Origin of the sequence: Sphingobacterium sp. MYb388 (assembly GCF_037479535.1) — a bacterium.
Taxonomy (GTDB): domain Bacteria; phylum Bacteroidota; class Bacteroidia; order Sphingobacteriales; family Sphingobacteriaceae; genus Sphingobacterium; species Sphingobacterium anhuiense.
Genome location: NZ_JBBGYV010000001.1, coordinates 238335 through 257811, shown reverse-complemented (window position 1 = coordinate 257811; position 19477 = coordinate 238335). Strand labels below are relative to the sequence as shown.

The window sequence follows — 19477 nt, the reverse complement described above, 5'->3', positions numbered from 1 at the left end:
ATGATCAAAATTCTTAAAAAGCCTGCAGCGCTTAACTATACCAAAAGCTTACCACACATCGAATTTACATCCGATGAGGCTGAAGTAATGGTAAAGATCTTGGACGATGGTGTTGAACTGATCAGTGAGCGCTACAATCCCTTTAATGCAACTACTCCAGTAGTATTAAAGTTTGCCGGGCTTTTGCACGGGAATCAGAATATTATTATTCCTGGGGCAGATCGGATAACAGTACAAGATCAGGGAGTCCGGAACTACACCGTTCAGATATCCGATTCTGAAAGTTCTGAAGAACTTGAATTTGTCGCGATCAAAGGATTCTATTACCGTCAACCGTTGGATCTTGCTTTTTATACTGCTTACAACTGGCTGAACATTGGCATATTGCCTCAATCAGTCAAAACGCATCAACCGGTTTACTTGACCGCTTACCCAGCAGAGCCTATCACGGTAAAGGTAGATTGCGTCTACGAAAATGGAACGACGAAAACTTTTGAATACGCAAAATTATCTGCAGGGAAATTGCAGACATTGGACGTGTCTCCATACCTGGTGCAACAGCTATCGTTTGATAAGTTGACTCAATACACGATCTATGGAAATTCATCTGCAGGGGAATTGGTTCTGCGAAAACAAGTCTTCAGTATAGAACATTTCAACCCACTGATCCATGACTTCTTTGTGTTCGAAAATCGTCTGGGTGGTTTTGATTCCTTCGTCATGTCCGGCGAATTGAAAGATACATTTAAGAACAACCCGTCGAATGCATTGTTCGATGATCATATCGTCGAGTATGCAACCAGTCCAACCCGGACAATATTAAAAAACACCGGATATATCCATAGTCGTCAACATAGACAATTGTTAATCGACTTTTCATTTTCAATCAACCGGTATCATGTTCTCGATGGGGCTTTACGCAGAATCAACCTTAAGGAATCCTCATTGGACTTCACAAACAACAATCTAAATGAATTTGATATCGAATTCAGCTATTCGGATTCGCTCCTGGCATATCCAAAGATCGAGCAAGCACCTAATTTTTTAAAAAATATAACTATACTTATATGAATATTTTAGAACCAAATTTTAACGGACTTCCTCCTGTCACGGACTGGGAAAAAGTTTTTATAGCATTACAGCAAGCCAATGAAAAAGTGTTTCGTGGTGCATCTGCAAAAGAATTCGGAAAACAAGTTATTGGAGATATAGCAATTCAAGGTGCAGATTTCGAGGATTTGCCGATCGCGACATCTTCAGATCCTGTAGTACTTCCGATTCCAGAAACTGAAATGAAATTTGGATTTTTAGCAAATGGCACCTACACACAATCAAATGGCCCAGATCTAGAATATTCCACAACACAATGGGGTTTGACTTTATTTGATGGAATTAGATGGATTAAGAAGTTTACTTTGGAACTTCCTGATAATTCTGCAAACTCAGCTGATTGGATTGCTGGATTGTATTTTAAAAATGATATTAGAACACATTTAAATAAACAATGGATTGCCTTACAGAATACTTCCCAAGAACCTTCTGAAAACTCAAAAGAGTGGAAACTTATAGATGAGAGTAGTAAATCATTTAAGAAAGAAAAAACAGAGTCAATAAAACCCGCTACCATAGTAAATGGATTTTTAACAAGAACTGGTACATCTAATAACAATACAGAATTCAAGAGGACAGCAACTGCAAATGTGAATATGTTCAATATTACAGAGGGCAAGGCATATACATATGATGGGGAAATAGATCTAGCAGTTTATTCAAGAATGGCCGGTATCCTGTATTTTGATGAAACTTTCAATCTTTTGATGTACGATGCTTCAGAAACTAAGGTTTTCAAAGATTATAATTTAAATTATCCGGAAGGTACAAAATATATAGGCGCTTGTTCTAAAGGTATTGCCCCTGTAATTAAGGAAGTAGATGAGAGATTAGTATTAAAATCCTCCGCTTTACCAAAAGATATTCGTGGTAGTATCACGATAACGGTTGATCCAGATGCAGAATTATCCGAAAATGTATTTCATAACATGGCAGATGCTATTGCTCGATATAAGGAGTTTGATTCGGCTATTATTAGGGCGAAAGGTACTATTTACAGGGAAACCATTAACCTTGATACAATTGGAGATATTCGTATCGAATCAATGGACAACAACCAGATCATTATCTCAGGAGGAGAGATTCTAACAGGATGGTCGAAAACGACTGGATACAATAATATATACCAGATTCCATATTCTAAAACTATCCCTACTACAACACAAGATTCTAGGCGGAGGTTATTTGAAAATGGACGAGAATCGGTAGAGATTCCTCCAGAAAAATATCATGTCTTACAAAAAGGGCTCAAAAATGTGATGCCATATACGGAAATAAAGGAAGTATTTACTGTTGCAGACTGTGAAATCGTTCCTGGCACTTTCTTCTATTCCGGAGGAATACTATATATGCACACAAATGACAGTTCAAGTCCTTTTAATACCGGATATACCTATGAGAATTCAGTTAGACCCAATACAACTTGGGGAGGAACCAGAACAGGAAGAAAAATAGAACTTAACAACATCACTTTCATGTTTTCAAATAATGATGGTTGTCATATATATGGTCGGCACATAGTAAGAAATAATGTTTATGTATTCGGATCGGCTAGTGAAGGTATCAATGATGATAATTGCACAGGTTATTCTATTAATGATGAAGTAGGGGGAGCTGGAGCAGATTGCATCAATGGTCATAACGTTGGTTATGACGCTCTAAACATTAGATATGGTCAATATTTGTTTTGTTATTATAATGTTTATGTTCATGATAGCGATGGAGACTGTATCAGCCACCACGCAAGAAGTATGATTTATATCCAAAACATATTAGGTGAAAGGTGTAAACGTCGTGGGGCTATTCCGTATGGAGGATGTACTATGACCATCAATATTGGCAAATTTCGGGATAACCATCTGGAGGGTTGTATGGCCCAAAATAACACTGAAGATAATAATGGTGGTAAAGTATCAACAATTCTACATTTAATAAATGTTGTCAGTGAAGGTCATACTACTAATTTTAGAACTACTGAAGGTGCTATTATTATTGCGGAATGGACAAGGTCTAAAGCAGCCTTTCTGAATGATGTTGATAATGCTGGAACTTTTATTTATTCCGATTTTGGCGTTGATCATGTTGGAACTCATAATATCGTCGGGTCGGGATTAGTGATTAGGAACAACTATACCATAATTTGATGTTAATAATAAAATGATAATTAAAAAATTATTGTTAATTTAATGTTTTAAAAGAATATGGAAAGAAATCCTACACACGTAAAAAAAGCTATCAGAAAGACTGATGGATTTGTTTGTGCACATCCCCAGTGTGATGTGCCATATTTGGAATATCATCATTTTGATCCTCCTTGGCATGTTGAAAATCATAATAATCCAGCAGGGATAATTGCTTTTTGTGGTTACCATCATAATTTTGCCGATGGAGGGATGTATTCTACTGAACAGATGAAACAATGGAAGTTAGAAGCTCAAAAGAAAAACCAGGATATTTCCAGCAATTTAAATTGGATGAAGAATCAAGTAGCGACTGTTTTTGGTGGTTTATTCAGTATAGGAAATAAATACGAATTAGTTATTAATAATAATCCAGTATTTTGGGTAAAATATATTGATGGTTATGCCTGTTTAAATATCGAGCTTAAAGATCCAGACGGAAATCTATTAATAAAGATGGTTGATAATGATTGGGAAGTAAAGCATGAAAGTGTTACTGATATTGAATGTATTCCATCAGGAAAAAGAATTGTAATTTTATTTAAAAATGGTGATTTTCTAACTTTAAAATTCAAGGAGTATAAAGATTTAACTGAGTTTCTTAAAGAGAATCCCAGTTTTGTTTATCAAAAAGGTATTATAGATAATTTTTTTCCTATAGCCATTGTTAATGTTGAAGCAAGATTATTTAATAACAGGATAGTATTTGATAAATATAATCTTATGGCTCCACGGTTAAGGGTGGTTGGTGGCCTCTCAATGTATAATGGTGGTGCAGGCATTTCACTTAGATATTAAGATTACGATAAACGATTTTTACAAAAAAATAAGGTTAATTCATAATGCCAACAAAACAGAAAATAATGATTATCAAAAAGAGCAAACTTTTCAATGGTTGCTCTTTTTGATAATCATTATTTTAATGTTTTGTCAAGTCCTAATAGATGTGTAATACCTTTTCAAAGTATTGTCACGCATTAGCCTACATTTTAAAACCTTCCTGTATTTTAATAGCCTGTGCAAATTCGTAATCATCATCTATATGCGCATATCGTTCGGTCGTCGTGATCTTAGTATGGCCCATAATCTGTTTAAGCGCATAGATATCACCTACAGCCGTCATAAATAAATAGCCGAAAGTGTGACGGCCAACATGCGAATGTAAATTCTTTTTAATATCAGCCATCCGCGCAAGATCTTTCAATGTTCGGTTGTATTCTTGTTCTGTAGGCAACGAAAAGAATTGACTTAGGGTTTCATTAATAAATGCCTTAGCTATCGGTATAATTGGTATTTTGATCGTTTTCGGCGCGCGATCAATATTTTTTTGCATTGTAAAAATTATCATAGTTTCTGACATCATCCATTTCTTATTCGCTTTATACACATCCGAAATTCTTAGCGATGTAAAGCACTGAAAAAGAAAAGCACGCAAGACGTTTGTTTCTATTTCTTTTAAAGGTTCATTCTGCAAATTGATCAACCGTTGGATCTCATCCCTCTTTAGATAAGTTGTCGGTGTATCGATCGGCATATTTTTATAATCGATGGAAGCTTGATCAACAAAGATAGTCGCTTCGTCATTAGCTATTCTTAAAAAAGCCTTTAAGTCACGAATCCTAGTCCAAACGGTATTATGGGCATTTCCTTTCTTTTTTAAGAAGGCTTTGTAACTATCCATCCAACGTGTAGATATCTGTGAAAACTCAGCTTTATCATCATAGCTAATCAATGTATTAATTGTTGTATGGTAATTTTTATAAGTCTGATATGATATAAGCCGTTTATTCAAAAGTTCTTTTGATCGACTGATCATGTATCCTATAAGGGATTTGGACGTTTGAGCCAGACGCAATTCCCGGAGTAAATTCTCTTCAGTCAATATTCGATTCGAAAGCCTGTAGATCTTGGCTATCTCATTAATTTTTGAAATTTCAGAAATGATCATCATGTTGTAATCCATGACGTCATTATCCTTTCGAACTCGAGGTAATAAGGTATTATTTCCCCGATCAACCTTTTCAGCGATCCAGCGGAGATCTAAAGGCAGTCGAGTTCTGTACTTACTTCCGTTGCCGGTAATAAAAACTTCGAGATAGAGCGACACTTCCCGTGTCACTGGGTTTATTTTATCCTTACGATAAAATAGCGAGATAGAAAATTTGAACAATTTTTCTGCTGTTTGAAAGTTCATAATCATGATCGATTTTTCAGGTGTACACAAAGGTGTACGTGAGCATCGGTCACCAGAATTATAACCCCCGACAGAAATGAGGATTTGCGTGGTTTAAACGCATATAAAGCTAAAACAGGAAGACCGCTTAAATGCAATCTTCCTGCTAAAGTACCCGGAGCCGGGATCGAACCGGCACGGTTTCCCACTAGTGTTTGAGACTAGCGCGTCTACCAATTCCGCCATCCGGGCGGTCCGTTCAAACAAGTATTTCGTTGTTTGGAGTGATGCAAATGTAGATATTCTTTTGATATATGCAAAATAAAAATGCACCTAAACAAGAAAATAACTGATTATGAACGACTTTATTTTTTTAATAAAAAAATAAAGATCACAAATATCGACAGGTTTATAATCTTTATCGGATATTGATTCTCAATCAAGCCAAATGATAATAGTAAGCTTGAACTACCTTATGGAGCAATGCTATAAACTCGCAATTTTCATTTCAGGGTTTTCCTTTCCATTATGACATGTTTTACATGAAATTGCCTTGATCTCCCCTTCCTTATTTGCTCTATGGAAATATTTTTTATTGATCTTGGCTGTCATCTTCATCATGTCACGTGCTATACTTTTATGCTTATTCTCGTCACTCGCAAATTCCATTTTCTTAGGATCATCTTTTGAAGGAGTATGGCAGAATCCACATTTGACTCCCAAGGAGCTATTAAATTCGCGCATCACTAACTTTAACTCATCTGGAGTTATATTTTTAGGGAGTACTTTTAGATTGGTAAACTTTTCTTCCTTTGGTTTTTCCTGATTGGGAATAAAAGCACTTAAAGTCATCGCAGTTGCAATCACTGCAGTAACTAAGGATATTTTCCTGTATTTAAAATTAAACTTCTTCATTTTTCTTCTTCTTCTTTTAATAACTAAATGTAAAAAAAGAACAACGAATAACCTATGATAAAATGAAATTAATATGACAATACAGTAGATTGTTACAATATTGACTTTTGCACCGTAACCAGTTAAGGTGCAAAAAGAAAGCGCCCGATAAAATATCGCGCGCTTTCAAGATGTATCAATTTAAATGATACCTAATTTACCAATTCTTAGCTAATGAATAACAGTTCGCGAAGTTTCGGTAATGGCCATTTTTGATCATCAACAATTTTCTCTAATTTATTGACATGGTAACGAATCTCATCAAAATAAGGTTTAACAACCTCATCATATGCGATTGATTTTTCGCGCATATCTTCGATTTGATTTGCATTTTTACGTTCTTTACGCATCGCCTCTGTTTTCTCAAGAACAGTATTAACGTGTAATGAAATACGCTCTAAGAAGTTAAACTGAGAGCTATATGCCTCTTTTCCGAATCCTAGATCTTTCAGACCTTGTACGTTTTTGATCAATTCGTTTTGATAGATCAAACATGCAGGAGCAATCTGATTATTGACGATATCTTCAATAACACGAGCTTCGATCTGAAGTTTTTTGTAAAAGTTTTCCAACAAAATTTCATGACGTGCTTCACTTTCACGTTTTGTATAAATACCTAATTTCTCAAATAACTCGATCGACTCTTCTTTTACGTAAACGTCTAAAGCTTTCGGAGTAGATTTGATATTCGACAAGCCTCTTGCCTCAGCTTCTTTCTCCCACTCTTCGCTATAACCATTACCTTCAAAACGGATTGATTTAGAATCTTTGATGTATTTACGCACAACATTCAATAATGCTAAATCTTTCTTAATGCCTTTTTTAATTTGCTTATCAACTTCGATCTTAAATTCGATCAATTGATTCGCAACAATAACATTTAATACGGTCATTGGTAATGCAGAGTTCGCAGAAGAACCTACAGCTCTAAATTCAAACTTATTACCTGTAAAAGCAAATGGGGAAGTACGGTTACGATCTGTATTATCCAATCTCAATTCAGGAACTTTAGGAATACCATGCCATAAGTTCGCTTCAGATTTTACTTTTTTAGCAACACGAGCCGATTCAACTTCTTCTAAAAGATCATCTAACTGAGAGCCTAAGAAGATTGAAATAATAGCAGGAGGAGCCTCATTTGCACCTAAACGGTGATCATTACTTGCACTAGCAATCGATGCACGTAATAAATCCGCATGTTCATAAACAGCCTTAATGGTATTAACAAAGAATGTCAAGAACATTAGGTTATTTTTTGGAGTCTTACCAGGAGACAATAAATTAACACCTGTATTGGTAATCAAAGACCAGTTATTATGTTTACCAGAACCATTGACACCGCTATAAGGTTTCTCGTGTAATAACACTTTGAAATGGTGACGCATTGCCACTTGGTCCATTAAATTCTGTAACAATTGGTTATGATCAATTGCTAAGTTGATTTCCTCGTACATAGGCGCACACTCAAATTGAGAAGGAGCAACCTCGTTGTGACGAGTTTTTAATGGAATACCTAATTTCAAAGCTTCATTTTCCAAATCGACCATGAATGCTAAAACACGCTCAGGGATCGCTCCGAAATAATGATCATCCAATTGTTGTCCTTTTGCGGACATATGACCGAATAAAGTACGTCCTGTCAATTGTAAATCTGGACGTGCATTATATAAAGAAAGATCAACTAAAAAATATTCTTGTTCAATACCCAAAGAAGCATTTACTTTTGTAATTTGTTTATCGAAGTATTGTGCTACCTCAGTAGAAGCTTTGTCAATAGCACTTACAGCTTTTAACAAAGGAGCTTTATAATCTAATGCCTCGCCTGTGTATGATACAAAAACTGTTGGGATACATAATGTTTTACCTGAACCTGTTTCATAAAGGAAAGCTGGTGATGAAGTATCCCAAGCTGTATAGCCACGTGCCTCGAATGTATTACGAATACCTCCATTTGGAAAACTTGATGCATCAGGCTCTTGCTGTACCAAAGCATCTGCGGTAAACTTCTCAATAGCTTCACCATTATCATCCGGCTCAAAGAAAGCATCGTGCTTTTCAGCAGTAGATCCTGTCAAAGGTTGGAACCAGTGTGTATAATGCGTAGCACCATTAGATAGTGACCAACTTTTCATCGCCTGTGAAATATGCTCCGCTAAATCACGAGAAATTGCACTTCCATCTTCGATTGCCTGTGCTAATTCCTTGTAAGAGTTTTTAGGAAGATAATCTTTCATCTTCGCAATTGAAAAAACATTCTTACCGTAAATATCGGTAGCTTTTTTAGTTTCTACTTTTAAAGAAGCATTTTTGCGAGATACAGCTGCTTCGACAGATTTAAATCTTAAGTTAGACATTATGTGATTGAGATTTTAAGTTTTTTTATACCCTATTTTTGATCTTTCCATCAAATTACTTTGTAAAAGTATGTTGTTTTCAATAAAAATTGAAATTTTTTTTAATATTTTTATTGAAAACCTTAAAAAATTACAATTAGACATAAAAAAAAGAGCTTATTTGTAACAAATAAGCTCTTTTTAAAATTATTCACTAGAAAACCCCCAATCGATTCCTTTTTCTTTTGCGGGAACTCCAGATTTCAACCATTTCGGAGCAGGCGCTCCTTTTAAATAGTGATCAAAAAACTGTTGCTCTCGTATTTGAATATCTTTTCTATTCTGTCTTAACAACAAATTATGTTCGTCACCATTGTAATTAAGCATCCAAACAGGTTTTTGTAAGCGTCTTAATGCCGTAAACATTTCGATGCCTTGGTACCATGGCACTGCTCCATCATTATCATTTGCCATAATAACGACTGGTGTTGTCACTTTATTCAAATGAAATAAAGGTGAATTGGCTAGATAAGCTTCTTGCCCTTCCCATAGGGTCTTACCAATTCTACTTTGTGTATTTTCATACTGAAACTGACGGGACATGCCTGTTTGCCAACGAATACCCCCATACGCTGAAGTCATATTCACAACTGGAGCACCTGCCCAAGCTGCTGCATACATATTGGTAGCTGTTATTAAATGCGCCACTTGGTAGCCTCCCCAGCTTTGTCCTTGGATACCCATTTTAGATGAATCTACCCAATTATTCTGCGCCAGATGCTTCATTCCTGAATTAATATATTCTTCCGCAGATTTACCAGGCTCACCTGTAACATATGAAATATCAGGCGCAAAAACCAAATAACCATTACTTACAAAATAAGGTATGTTCAAACGAGACGGTGTGGGCGCCGGCGCTTGGTAACTATATAGTCCTTCTGATAATTTTTCATAGAAATAAGCAATAATTGGATATTTCTTATTCGGATCAAAATCTTCCGGTTTGTACAGAATACCTTCTGCAGCATGACCAGCAGGTGTAGTCCATTGTACCAACTCCGCGGTTCCCCAATTGTAATTCGCTTGCTGCAGATTCAACTCGGTCAATTTTTCTTCCTTTTTAAACGTATTGCTATTCACATATAAATCAGGACTATTGACATAATCTTCTTTTGAATAAATCAGATATTTCTGATCTTCGGATGCTTGTAAATTTCTAAAAACCTTTGGTGCCATCAAGATCTCTTTTGGATCTTTCCGCTTACCTCTCAATTCATAAAAACCATTCTCTTTGGTCTTTTCATTAAAAGCAGTTAGCAAAACACGTTGACGCTCATCAAGTGTGTTGGATTTCCACTTGCTATTTCGCGGATGTGTTAAGTTCTTATAACGCAATACGGTACTGGATACCCTTCCATATCCATTTGTGGCTAAATATTTATCCGATCCATCTAAAGCGAAATACCAGATATCATATTTATCATAAACATATACTCCTTTATTGTCGGCTCCCCAAGCGGCCATACCATAGCCTTCTGGTTTTGCCGGCATATCATTATCCTCATCGACAAAGGATACAGGAAGACCATCATTTAATATCGACACTTTTTTGGAGGCAATTTGATACGAATACCAATTGCCACTATCCTGATTAAAATACAGCACATACTGACCATCTGGTGATAAAACAGCTTGTCCTGATAAATTTTCAGCTACCAACTGACGAGCACCAGAAACGGTAGAGACGACATATACATCCTGTTTGCTCCTATAATCCCACTGCGTAGATACTCTACGTCCATAATCAGTGGTTGCCAAAACATATTCTTGGTCGGCTTCAATAGTTGTACGTACTGGATTAAATTTCTCATCAACTAGAGGAATCACACGATTATTCTGTTGCGGATAAAATACACTCAAATAGCTTTGAGCAAGATCTTTTTTAAGATTGACTAATTGCTGCGGCTGTAAGTAATCATCCTGCCAATGCCAAACGTCTACTTTCGCATGCTCAAAATCCACTAATGTCGTATCCTTAACTCTAGGTATAGGTGCCAATCCTAAAAATAATTTCTGCCCATTTTTACTGAATTTTAACTCTCCATCTCCACTTACTGCCCAATTTGCAGGTACTCCTGAAGTATTTTTCTGAACAGCAATGCGCGCTGAATCAAGCTGTGCAGTATAATAATAAAGATTAAACTCTTTTAATAAAGATTTTTCAGCAGTTTTATCTCCTAAATAGACCAATTGATTGCCAAGATCGTCAAAAGTGAAGTTTTTATACGTTCCGCGACCATTTGTAATCTTTTTTAATGTTTTATTGGTCAAATCATATAAATAAACACCTGCAATATTGGATGTAGAATCTTTAGCTTCAGTTTTTTTGGTAAAAACCAGCTTGTTTCCCGCTTTATTAAAGTCGTATTGATCTACCTGTTGAAAATTAACCGTATCACCTGTTGCTAGATCATATACATGCAATGTGCTGATTTTAGTTGCTTTTTTAGTCTTTGACGTCGCGGTGTCTGTAGGAGCTATCCCTTTATCATCCGTTAAGAATCCAAAGTAACCATTAGCTTCCTCAGCCAATTTATAAGATTTAACTTCTGCATACTTTAAAAGCTTTCCAGTCGCTACCGTAAAAATAGCAAGTGAATCTTTCGGCATTTCTTCCGGTTTCTTTTTCTTAATTTTCGCTTGGCGTGTATCAGCAAACTTAGGCTTTATCAATGAAATGACATGCGTTTCATTATTGGTCAAACGGGCATTATATCCCCTTGGTAATGCAAGTATGGATTTGTTTAAATTATCCTTGACATATAAGGCTCCATCTCCCTCCTGTGGCAGTACTTGAAATGTGATGTATTTTCCACTACCACTTATTTCACTTGCATTCAAACTTTGCCATCCATCATAAACCGTATGGTTAAGCGGTTGCTTTTGAGCAAATAAAACGGCTCCATGCATTGCTAACAACCCTATAAGAATGATTTTTTTATTCATTATTTATTACTTATATCAACAAATTGATTCAAAAACTGCAAATTATCTATTTAAATTCAAAAATAACAGTTTTTTTTGGTATCATGATTGCTACATAGTAAGTCGATAAAACGTTAAATAACCTGATTAGAATAATGATTATGAAATACAATCCAATTATAATTGCACTTATTGCAGGTATTGTTATTATTGCAAGTGCATGCCTTTTTAGCAATGCATACCGTTACAAATTCAAATCTTCACAAACGATTACCGTTAATGGAAATGCTAAAAAAGATTTTGAATCTGATTTAGTAAAATGGAATGCCAGTTACAGTCGTAAAAATTTCGATTTAAAAGGCGCATCAGATCAATTAGCTGAGGATCGTGAGCTGGTGCGCAATTTTTTGATCGCACAGGGTCTAAAAGCTGAAGAAATAAGATTTGAAGCTGTTAATATTAATAAAGAATTTGAATACCACACAGATGGTAAAGGCAGTAGCTATAATACGTTTTCTGGATATACCTTATCGCAAACTGTTGGAGTGGAATCAAAAGATCTTAACAAAGTCGATAATGCATCTCGCGAAATATCAACGTTAATCTCTCAAGGGCTTGAGTTAAGTTCGAGCACACCGAATTACTATTATTCTAAATTGGAAGATTTAAAATTAGAACTCATTTCTCAGGCTTCTAAAAATGCACACCAACGTGCACAGAATATAGCGTCCGAATCTGCCTCCACTTTAGGTCAATTGGTGAAAGCTGATTTAGGCGTTTTTCAGATAACTGGTCAGAATGATAACGAAGAATTTTCTTATGGTGGTGCATTCAATACAACATCTCGAAAAAAGACTGCAAACATTACTGTAAAAGCGAGCTATTTACCATTATAAAGTATAAAATGATATTTTCAAAGCCATTTAGTCTTAAATCAAGAGAAAAATTCACAAGAAAAACGCCATACAATAAATTGTCTATCAAGAAAATAGCATAATTTAAAATGACTTCCAAAACTTTTCATGATAAAAAAAATCGTCAACGGATTAAACTTATCGTATACAGATCGCTCTAACCTGATAATAATACACATGTAAAAATAATATATATGAAAAAGTTAATGTTAAAAACAGGTATGATCGTTGCTACTTTATTAATTTCGATATCCGCTATGGCACAGACATTACTTAAACAAGACGTAAATGTATTTCCAGCACCAGAAAAAGGGATGGTAAAATATGTCATTGAAGTCCCTCATGCAGGAATCGATGGTGATAATAATAAAAAGATTGAGTTTTTTGCTGGCAAATATATGGAGACCGACGCGTGTAACAGTTACTTCTTAGCCGGTGATTTTGAGAAAAAAGATCTGCAGGGATGGGGATATAATTACTATGTTTTCAAAACAAATGGAAATGTAGCTTCGACTCAAATGCTTTGCCAGGGTGAAAAAAAGAACAGCTTTGTACAGGCTAAATCTGTTATAACCGATTACAATGGAAGAATGCCAATCGTTATTTACGCACCAGAGGGTTATGAAGTAAAATTCAAAATTTACAAAGCTGAGCCTGAAACTTACCAGGCCGCTGAGGTTCCTCTAAAAAAAGCGAAATAGTTAAACGCAATATAAAATAAAAAACGCTCTTCAATTAAATTTGAAGAGCGTTTTTGTTAATTAACAACTTTGACGTAAACGATTATTTTAAAAATTTACGCAAGGTAGAAAGTGTAAAGTCTGTTTTTGTTTCGTCTGAAAGTTTTCCAGATAATGCACCAATCTGGTAATCATTGAAACCAATTGTACTCGCTCCAATCGTTTCTAAATTCATATTTTTCAAATATCTACCTTCATTTTCACCTACAAAATACAACTGTGAATCTTTAGCTTTAATTTGAACGCTTTCATAATTATTCTTTGCAAAATTCACATTGGAACTATCTAAATCGAAATTCAAGTGATTTAAATTGAATGAAACTGGGCTATCTTGCTCTCCGTTATTAATAGCAAATTGCGAATACTTCAGTATAAAATTCAATTTGTTGATTTGCGTTCCATTATTCATAACAAATCCTGAAAGTTTGTTTCCTACGATCGTTAATTCATCTTGTTTAGTGGAAAATTCATTGACCATCAAATTTGTTAAATCTATCTGCTCTAGATTGGGTGTAAAGATATAAATTGGCGTATTATAGTAATTGCCATAAAAATTGAACTTAATACTTAACTGTCCATTCTCATCCGATTTAATTGTTAACCGTTCAGCATCCTCTTTTGCTATTTTCACAGCACGCTTATCACTCTTGATCACATATAATCTGATAGGGATAATATAGTTTAAACTATCACTTCCAGTAATGCTGACCTTTTTAAAGTTATTACTTTTAACGGTTTTAAGATACGTGTCTTTCGTATTTGGATCTTTTCCCTCTTGGTTCAGTATTTTATTATACACGTTTATATCGATACTATTATGCCCCACGATATAGGAGGTCGTGACTGTAGGAATAATAAGTAGCGCTATCCCCAAGCCTATCAATAATTTAGTACTCAGTTTCATAATTCGTTATTTTTAAAATTTTGTTCGATAAAGTTGTGGTAACGCTGTTTTAATTCATCTAAGCTAATTTCTAGTAAATAAATATTTCTAAAAAATGGAAAAAGATCTTCTTCTAAAAACACCGCTTTTCGATATGCCTTCACATTACTTACAGAAGCATCAGTTACAAAAAAACCAACTCCTCGTCTGTTCACTACTATTTCCTTTTGCTGTAACAAGTCATAAGTCCGCATTACTGTATTTGGATTTACTTCCAATTGTACCGCCAACTCCCGTACCGATGGGAGTTTATCATCCACTTTCCACGTCCCCAACAGAATATGATCACATACATAAGCTGCTATCTGAAGATAAATGGCTTTATTAGCATTAAAATCCATACTAAACCTCCTTTTCTTTTAATCTCAAGAATGCTAACCCCCAAAAAACTAATGTTAAAATAATTCCTATCGCCATAATGAGCTGAAATACATGGATTTCATCTTGAAAAGCATTTCCTCCAACTTGAATGGTATCTTTAGTAGTTAATTTCATCACATAAATAAATGAAATCATCCAGATCGCTATATATATAATCATGGTAATAGCAGTTTTAATATATTGAAAGTTTTTATAAGCAATGGAACCTAGTAAAAACAAAGCGTTCAATAAGAATGGTAGGAAATACAAGTAATGTAGGTACTTCCATTTTTCCAATTTAAAGAAATAGAGCCAATGGTCGGTTATCACTGTTTCACCTGTAGAATAAGTTTTGGTTATTATCGAAGACCCCGTACTTCTTAAATAAGATACAAAGGCCAGATCAATTAAATAGAAAAGTAAAAAGTAAGCGCCTAAACTCACAATAACGGTATAAAAAATAGATGATAGAAACTTTTCTAAACGAGAAGCAGGCATCATTAATTCAAAGATGGCTTTAGTTTTTTGGCCTAGGTCAGAGAAATAACTGCTAGAGACAACAGTGATAAAGAATAAACCCAAAATGAAAAATAAAGGAACTCTAAAATTGAGCAAATATTCTCCAGTAGCATTTCCAAATTTTAGATCTTCAAAATATCTAGAAAAATAGAAACTATAAAAAGCTATAAAAACTCCAGCAATAATAATTAGTGACATCAAATAAATGCGTCCGACAGAAATCCACTGCCGGCGAATCAATGCACACAAGCGATTAACATTAAATACGTTCGACATCTTCAGTAACATTTAAAAGGTTTGTAATCAATTCTTTTTTCTGTAAAACAGCATTAAACAACAGTTCCAGATCTAATTTCGAGTCTTCGCCCATCGTATTCAACTGTATGGTATTAAAACCTCCTAACGCAGGTTCTGAATAAAGCACATCATCGTTCAACTCACGTACTTTTTTAAAGCTGATATGATCCGTAATACGATTAACATTAGCATTTAATACCACCCGATGTTCATCCAATAGAATAACCGCATCAATCAGGTTATCGAGATCACGTACTTGATGTGTCGAAATAATAACACAGCGGTCGTCAGCAATAGCCGAGGCCATAATTTTGCGAAATTGCACTTTAGAAGGAATATCTAGACCATTAGTAGGTTCATCCATAATCATGATTTTGGTATTGGAGGCCAAACCAAATGATATGATATATTTCTTCTTTTGCCCATAACTCATATCTGCAAGCTTCTGTTCGATCGGAATTTCAAACTCTCTGATCAGTTCTTGAAAATATGCATGATCAAACTTTGGATAAAAAACGGCATTCGCTTTTACAAAAGTTGCGGATTTCACTGCTGGTAAGTGAAATTCCTCAGGAATAAAACTGATTTCCTGAAGCAGAGCAGGTTCGCGTTTACAAGGATCATGCTGTAACACTTCAATCGTACCACTTACAGGATAGACCAAACCGGCCATATTCTTCAGTAACGTCGACTTGCCTGCACCATTTTTCCCCAATAGACCATAAATATGCCCTTCCTGTAAATGAAGATCCATATTTTTAAATAATGCTCGCGATTTGCTGTAGCTGAAATTTAGGTTTTTAATAGTTATCATACTACTGTATTATTTAATTAACACACTAATATAGAAAGGAAAAATAAGAATGCAAATTATTTTGTACTTTTTATTTAAAAAAAAACGCAAACAATTTTAAATATAATATCAGAAATAAGAAGCCTACCCTTTTGATTTCTAACATTATATTGAAAAGATTAGCGATCGTTATAAGAAGTAATTATGCCGAACAAATTAGGTGCAAACAAAAGACCGTTTCTCTATATAAGAAAAACGGTCTTTTACCTTCGATGGAGAAGTTTGTGTTAAAGATAGGAACCTTTCATGTAAATGAGTACTGTCACTTAACAATATTCTCTAAACTCAGTATTATAACCTTCAGTCCATATGTATGTATGATAATATATCTAACCTGATCGCTACTATACATTACATCTTTTAATAATCATTGCAGAAGCACCACCGCCACCATTACAAATTGCTGCTAACCCATACTGTCCTCTCTCCTGCTCCAGCACACTTGTTAAGGTTACTAAAATTCTGGCACCCGAACACCCTAGAGGGTGACCTAAAGATACTGCCCCCCCATAAACATTCATCCTTTCCAATGAAATATCCAGCAAACGGGCATTTACTAATGCTACAACAGAAAAAGCTTCATTAAATTCAAAAAAGTCAATATCAGACAATTCTAGATCTGCTTTTGCTAATACTTTTTTCACGGCGAGACTAGGCGTCGTTGTAAACCATTCCGGTTCCTGTTCCGCATCAGCATATGCAATGATTTCAGCTAAAGGCTCTAAACCCAATGCTTCCATTTTCTCACCGGACATGAGTAATAATGCTGCAGCTCCATCACTTAAAGTAGAAGCATTTGCTGCAGTAATCGTTCCGTCTTTTTGAAAAGCTGGTTTCAAAGTATAAATTTTCTCAAAATTGACCTGCGTAAATTCTTCATCTTGCTTGACAACAACTTCTCCTTTTCGGGTAGAAACTGTTATCGGAGCCACTTCTTTATCAAACTTTCCCTCTTTCCAGGCATCACGGCTTCTGGTATAGGACGATACCGCATAGGCATCCTGCTCTTCTCGGTTAATACCATATTTAATGGCACACAGCTCCCCAAAAACACCCATTGCGTCTTGCGAATAAGCGTCACTCAGTCCATCTTTCTGTACTCCATCTACTAAACTTTGATGACCGTACTTCGCTCCCCAACGTACTGTAGGTACATAATAAGGCACACGGCTCATACTTTCCATACCGCCAACAAGTACGACATGAGCATCACCTAGTAAAATAGCCTGTGCACCTAGTGCTACCGCTTTCATTCCACTTGCACAAACCTTATTAATAGTGGTCGCAGGAATATCATCAGGTAAACTTGCATATTTTAAAACCTGGCGAGCGGGAGCTTGTCCCAAATCAGCTTGTAGGACACAGCCCATTAATAATTCATCCACTTCTTTGCCATCAACAGCAACTTGACTCAAAACTGCTTTAACAGCTTGAGCACCCAATTCTGTCGCGCTCAAAGTGGATAATCCTCCTCCAAAGCTTCCTATTGCGGTACGTTGCGCCGCGACAATAAATACTTTCTTAGTCATCGTTTATTATTTTGGTTATCTATGCTACTACCTTGTTTTATCTAGAAGTCAGATCCGGTTTCCCCCGAACTGCGAATCCCAATTGACCTAGTAAGAAAACAAACAGTAGAGCGTTATCATAAAGTTATATTTAAAGGTACAAAAAATAGTAAACAGTAAATGAATCGGTTAAACAGAAATCTTTAATAAGCTTATAAATGAGCCTAAAACACTTAAAACAAGCGAACAGTCTCCCATAAAAATAAGTTACCATAAAAATTAACTTTCAAATAAATGGAAACGTCAGCTTTTTAATTTAAATTAGCTTCAACTTATTTGGATCACCAAAACCAAAAGAGAAAATATAACCAATAAAACTTGATAGCATATGCAAGCAACACAATTGACAGTTGAGCACCACGTATTTCGCGAAAGTTTAAAAGCATTTATCCGTAAAGAGATCCTTCCTTATATTGACCAATGGGAAGAAGAAGGTAAAATAGATCGTGCCATTTGGAAAAAAATGGGCGACATGGGCTTTACAGGTCTTAACTATCCAGAAGTTTATGGTGGGCTCGACCTTGATTTTTATTATTCCATGATTCTGTGCGAAGAGCTCTCTCAGTGTTTTTCGGGAGGATTCACGATAACAGCATTAGTCATTCAATATATGTCAGCCCCATACTTACTCAAGTATGCCTCTGAAGAATTAAAAGAAAAATATTTAAAAGGTGTTATTGCTGGAGATTTGGTCAGTGCAGTAGCTATTACAGAACCAGGTGCTGGATCTGATGTACAAAAAATCCAAACAACTGCTATCCGGGAAGGTGACTATTACATTGTTAACGGTTCGAAAACCTTTATCACCAATGGTTACTATGGCGATTTTTTTATTACTGCTGTTAAAACCGATCCGACCAAAGGTAGTAAAGGTATCAGTTTGCTCTTGATCGACCGTCATGCTTCAGGAGTAACTGCAACCAAAATCAATAAAATGGGCTGGCATGCTTCTGATACAGCAGAATTGGGTTTTGATCAGGTAAAAGTCCCCATTTCACATTTAATAGGTGAAGAAGGTGCAGGTTTTAGTTACCTGATGGACGGACTACAGCTGGAACGCCTGACCGCAGCAATCCATAGCATTGCTACAGCAGATTCTGCCTTACAGTATACCCTAGAATATATTAACAAACGTGAAGTATTTAAGCATAAACTGCAAGATTTCCAAGTAGTAAGACATCGCGTCGCACAAATGGTTGCAGATATCGCTACAACAAAAGCATTTATATATGCTTGTTGCGATTTGCAACAACTTGGAAAATATGCGGTTAAAGAATGTTCGATTGCGAAACTACAGGCGAGTGAGCTTGCGGTTCGTATTGTAAGCCAATGTTTTCAACTTTTTGGTGGTTATGCCTTTACAGAAGATTTCAAAATAGCCCGTATCTACCGTGATATAAGAGTCGGTACCATTATCGGGGGAACATCTGAAATCATGTTGGAAATTATTGCTAAAATGACAATTGATAAAGTCAATTATCAATCCAAATCCGATAAAACAATTTCTTCAAATTAATTAAACTCTATACTGCAACTCCCCATAAGGGA

At 35.5% G+C, this 19477-nt stretch carries 15 protein-coding genes and 1 tRNA gene; 6 read left to right on the top strand and 10 right to left on the bottom strand.

What is annotated here, in order from left to right:
• The 3 genes from WH188_RS01155 to WH188_RS01145 are packed head-to-tail and all read left to right on the top strand — an operon-like array spanning position 1 to position 4088.
• Positions 1 to 1071 carry a hypothetical protein gene (locus tag WH188_RS01155; RefSeq protein WP_339423079.1) on the top strand — a complete coding sequence of 357 codons (1071 nt, stop codon included), beginning with the start codon at positions 1 to 3 and terminating at the stop codon, positions 1069 to 1071.
• Entirely contained in the window at positions 1068 to 3254 is a 2187-nt protein-coding gene (locus WH188_RS01150; RefSeq protein ID WP_339423078.1) for a hypothetical protein, read from the top strand. The genes WH188_RS01155 and WH188_RS01150 overlap by 4 nt, the downstream gene beginning before the upstream one ends.
• Positions 3255 to 3311: 57 nt before the next feature.
• Positions 3312 to 4088: a hypothetical protein gene (locus tag WH188_RS01145; protein ID WP_339423077.1), complete on the top strand. Its 777-nt coding sequence runs from the start codon at positions 3312 to 3314 to the stop codon at positions 4086 to 4088.
• A gap of 184 nt (positions 4089 to 4272) precedes the next feature.
• Here WH188_RS01145 and WH188_RS01140 read toward each other — a convergent pair whose 3' ends face one another.
• From WH188_RS01140 to WH188_RS01120, 5 genes are all read right to left on the bottom strand, one after another.
• Complete coding sequence (locus WH188_RS01140; RefSeq protein ID WP_339423076.1) at positions 4273 to 5484, bottom strand: site-specific integrase; 1212 nt, start codon at positions 5482 to 5484, stop codon at positions 4273 to 4275.
• A 151-nt stretch (positions 5485 to 5635) separates the two neighbouring features.
• Positions 5636 to 5715 (bottom strand) — tRNA-Leu (locus tag WH188_RS01135).
• A 234-nt stretch (positions 5716 to 5949) separates the two neighbouring features.
• Positions 5950 to 6378: a c-type cytochrome gene (locus WH188_RS01130; RefSeq protein WP_021191989.1), complete on the bottom strand. Its 429-nt coding sequence runs from the start codon at positions 6376 to 6378 to the stop codon at positions 5950 to 5952.
• A gap of 206 nt (positions 6379 to 6584) precedes the next feature.
• The gene (locus tag WH188_RS01125) at positions 6585 to 8771 is read right to left on the bottom strand and encodes a glutamine synthetase III family protein (protein WP_168128114.1); all 2187 of its coding nucleotides are present in this window, start codon (positions 8769 to 8771) and stop codon (positions 6585 to 6587) included.
• 186 nt (positions 8772 to 8957) lie between these two features.
• Positions 8958 to 11756 carry a prolyl oligopeptidase family serine peptidase gene (locus WH188_RS01120; protein ID WP_168128113.1) on the bottom strand — a complete coding sequence of 933 codons (2799 nt, stop codon included), beginning with the start codon at positions 11754 to 11756 and terminating at the stop codon, positions 8958 to 8960.
• Between the two features lie 140 nt (positions 11757 to 11896).
• Between WH188_RS01120 and WH188_RS01115 the strand changes: the two genes are divergently transcribed.
• On the top strand, positions 11897 to 12631 hold the full coding sequence (locus WH188_RS01115; protein WP_031289417.1) for an SIMPL domain-containing protein: 735 nt from the start codon (positions 11897 to 11899) through the stop codon (positions 12629 to 12631).
• A 212-nt stretch (positions 12632 to 12843) separates the two neighbouring features.
• Positions 12844 to 13350, top strand: a complete 507-nt coding sequence (locus WH188_RS01110) for an ecotin family protein (RefSeq protein WP_021191992.1) — start codon at positions 12844 to 12846, stop codon at positions 13348 to 13350.
• An 82-nt stretch (positions 13351 to 13432) separates the two neighbouring features.
• Here WH188_RS01110 and WH188_RS01105 read toward each other — a convergent pair whose 3' ends face one another.
• From WH188_RS01105 to WH188_RS01085, 5 genes are all read right to left on the bottom strand, one after another.
• Complete coding sequence (locus WH188_RS01105; protein ID WP_132771868.1) at positions 13433 to 14293, bottom strand: hypothetical protein; 861 nt, start codon at positions 14291 to 14293, stop codon at positions 13433 to 13435.
• The gene (locus WH188_RS01100) at positions 14290 to 14673 is read right to left on the bottom strand and encodes a GntR family transcriptional regulator (RefSeq protein ID WP_132771869.1); all 384 of its coding nucleotides are present in this window, start codon (positions 14671 to 14673) and stop codon (positions 14290 to 14292) included. The genes WH188_RS01105 and WH188_RS01100 overlap by 4 nt, the downstream gene beginning before the upstream one ends.
• A 1-nt stretch (position 14674) precedes the next feature.
• Complete coding sequence (locus tag WH188_RS01095; protein WP_339423075.1) at positions 14675 to 15487, bottom strand: hypothetical protein; 813 nt, start codon at positions 15485 to 15487, stop codon at positions 14675 to 14677.
• A complete protein-coding gene (locus tag WH188_RS01090; RefSeq protein WP_339423074.1) occupies positions 15471 to 16322 on the bottom strand; it encodes an ABC transporter ATP-binding protein in 852 nt (283 codons plus the stop codon). Before WH188_RS01090 ends, WH188_RS01095 begins: the two co-directional genes overlap by 17 nt.
• A 383-nt stretch (positions 16323 to 16705) precedes the next feature.
• A complete protein-coding gene (locus tag WH188_RS01085; RefSeq protein ID WP_339423073.1) occupies positions 16706 to 17890 on the bottom strand; it encodes a thiolase family protein in 1185 nt (394 codons plus the stop codon).
• Between the two features lie 367 nt (positions 17891 to 18257).
• Here WH188_RS01085 and WH188_RS01080 point away from each other — a divergent pair, with 367 nt between their 5' ends.
• Positions 18258 to 19445 carry an acyl-CoA dehydrogenase family protein gene (locus WH188_RS01080; protein WP_339423072.1) on the top strand — a complete coding sequence of 396 codons (1188 nt, stop codon included), beginning with the start codon at positions 18258 to 18260 and terminating at the stop codon, positions 19443 to 19445.
• The last annotated feature ends 32 nt before the right edge of the window (positions 19446 to 19477 follow it).

What these genes read in the sequence shown, in the direction of transcription:
- WH188_RS01125 (WP_168128114.1), bottom strand. Translation starts at nt 8,771, where the DNA reads ATGTCTAACTTAAGATTTAAATCTGTCGAAGCAGCTGTATCTCGCAAA.
- WH188_RS01120 (WP_168128113.1), bottom strand. Translation starts at nt 11,756, where the DNA reads ATGAATAAAAAAATCATTCTTATAGGGTTGTTAGCAATGCATGGAGCC.
- WH188_RS01110 (WP_021191992.1), top strand. Translation starts at nt 12,844, where the DNA reads ATGAAAAAGTTAATGTTAAAAACAGGTATGATCGTTGCTACTTTATTA.
- WH188_RS01095 (WP_339423075.1), bottom strand. Translation starts at nt 15,487, where the DNA reads ATGTCGAACGTATTTAATGTTAATCGCTTGTGTGCATTGATTCGCCGG.
- WH188_RS01115 (WP_031289417.1), top strand. Translation starts at nt 11,897, where the DNA reads ATGAAATACAATCCAATTATAATTGCACTTATTGCAGGTATTGTTATT.
- WH188_RS01090 (WP_339423074.1), bottom strand. Translation starts at nt 16,322, where the DNA reads ATGATAACTATTAAAAACCTAAATTTCAGCTACAGCAAATCGCGAGCA.
- WH188_RS01085 (WP_339423073.1), bottom strand. Translation starts at nt 17,890, where the DNA reads ATGACTAAGAAAGTATTTATTGTCGCGGCGCAACGTACCGCAATAGGA.
- WH188_RS01130 (WP_021191989.1), bottom strand. Translation starts at nt 6,378, where the DNA reads ATGAAGAAGTTTAATTTTAAATACAGGAAAATATCCTTAGTTACTGCA.
- WH188_RS01145 (WP_339423077.1), top strand. Translation starts at nt 3,312, where the DNA reads ATGGAAAGAAATCCTACACACGTAAAAAAAGCTATCAGAAAGACTGAT.
- WH188_RS01155 (WP_339423079.1), top strand. Translation starts at nt 1, where the DNA reads ATGATCAAAATTCTTAAAAAGCCTGCAGCGCTTAACTATACCAAAAGC.
- WH188_RS01150 (WP_339423078.1), top strand. Translation starts at nt 1,068, where the DNA reads ATGAATATTTTAGAACCAAATTTTAACGGACTTCCTCCTGTCACGGAC.
- WH188_RS01105 (WP_132771868.1), bottom strand. Translation starts at nt 14,293, where the DNA reads ATGAAACTGAGTACTAAATTATTGATAGGCTTGGGGATAGCGCTACTT.
- WH188_RS01140 (WP_339423076.1), bottom strand. Translation starts at nt 5,484, where the DNA reads ATGAACTTTCAAACAGCAGAAAAATTGTTCAAATTTTCTATCTCGCTA.
- WH188_RS01100 (WP_132771869.1), bottom strand. Translation starts at nt 14,673, where the DNA reads ATGGATTTTAATGCTAATAAAGCCATTTATCTTCAGATAGCAGCTTAT.
- WH188_RS01080 (WP_339423072.1), top strand. Translation starts at nt 18,258, where the DNA reads ATGCAAGCAACACAATTGACAGTTGAGCACCACGTATTTCGCGAAAGT.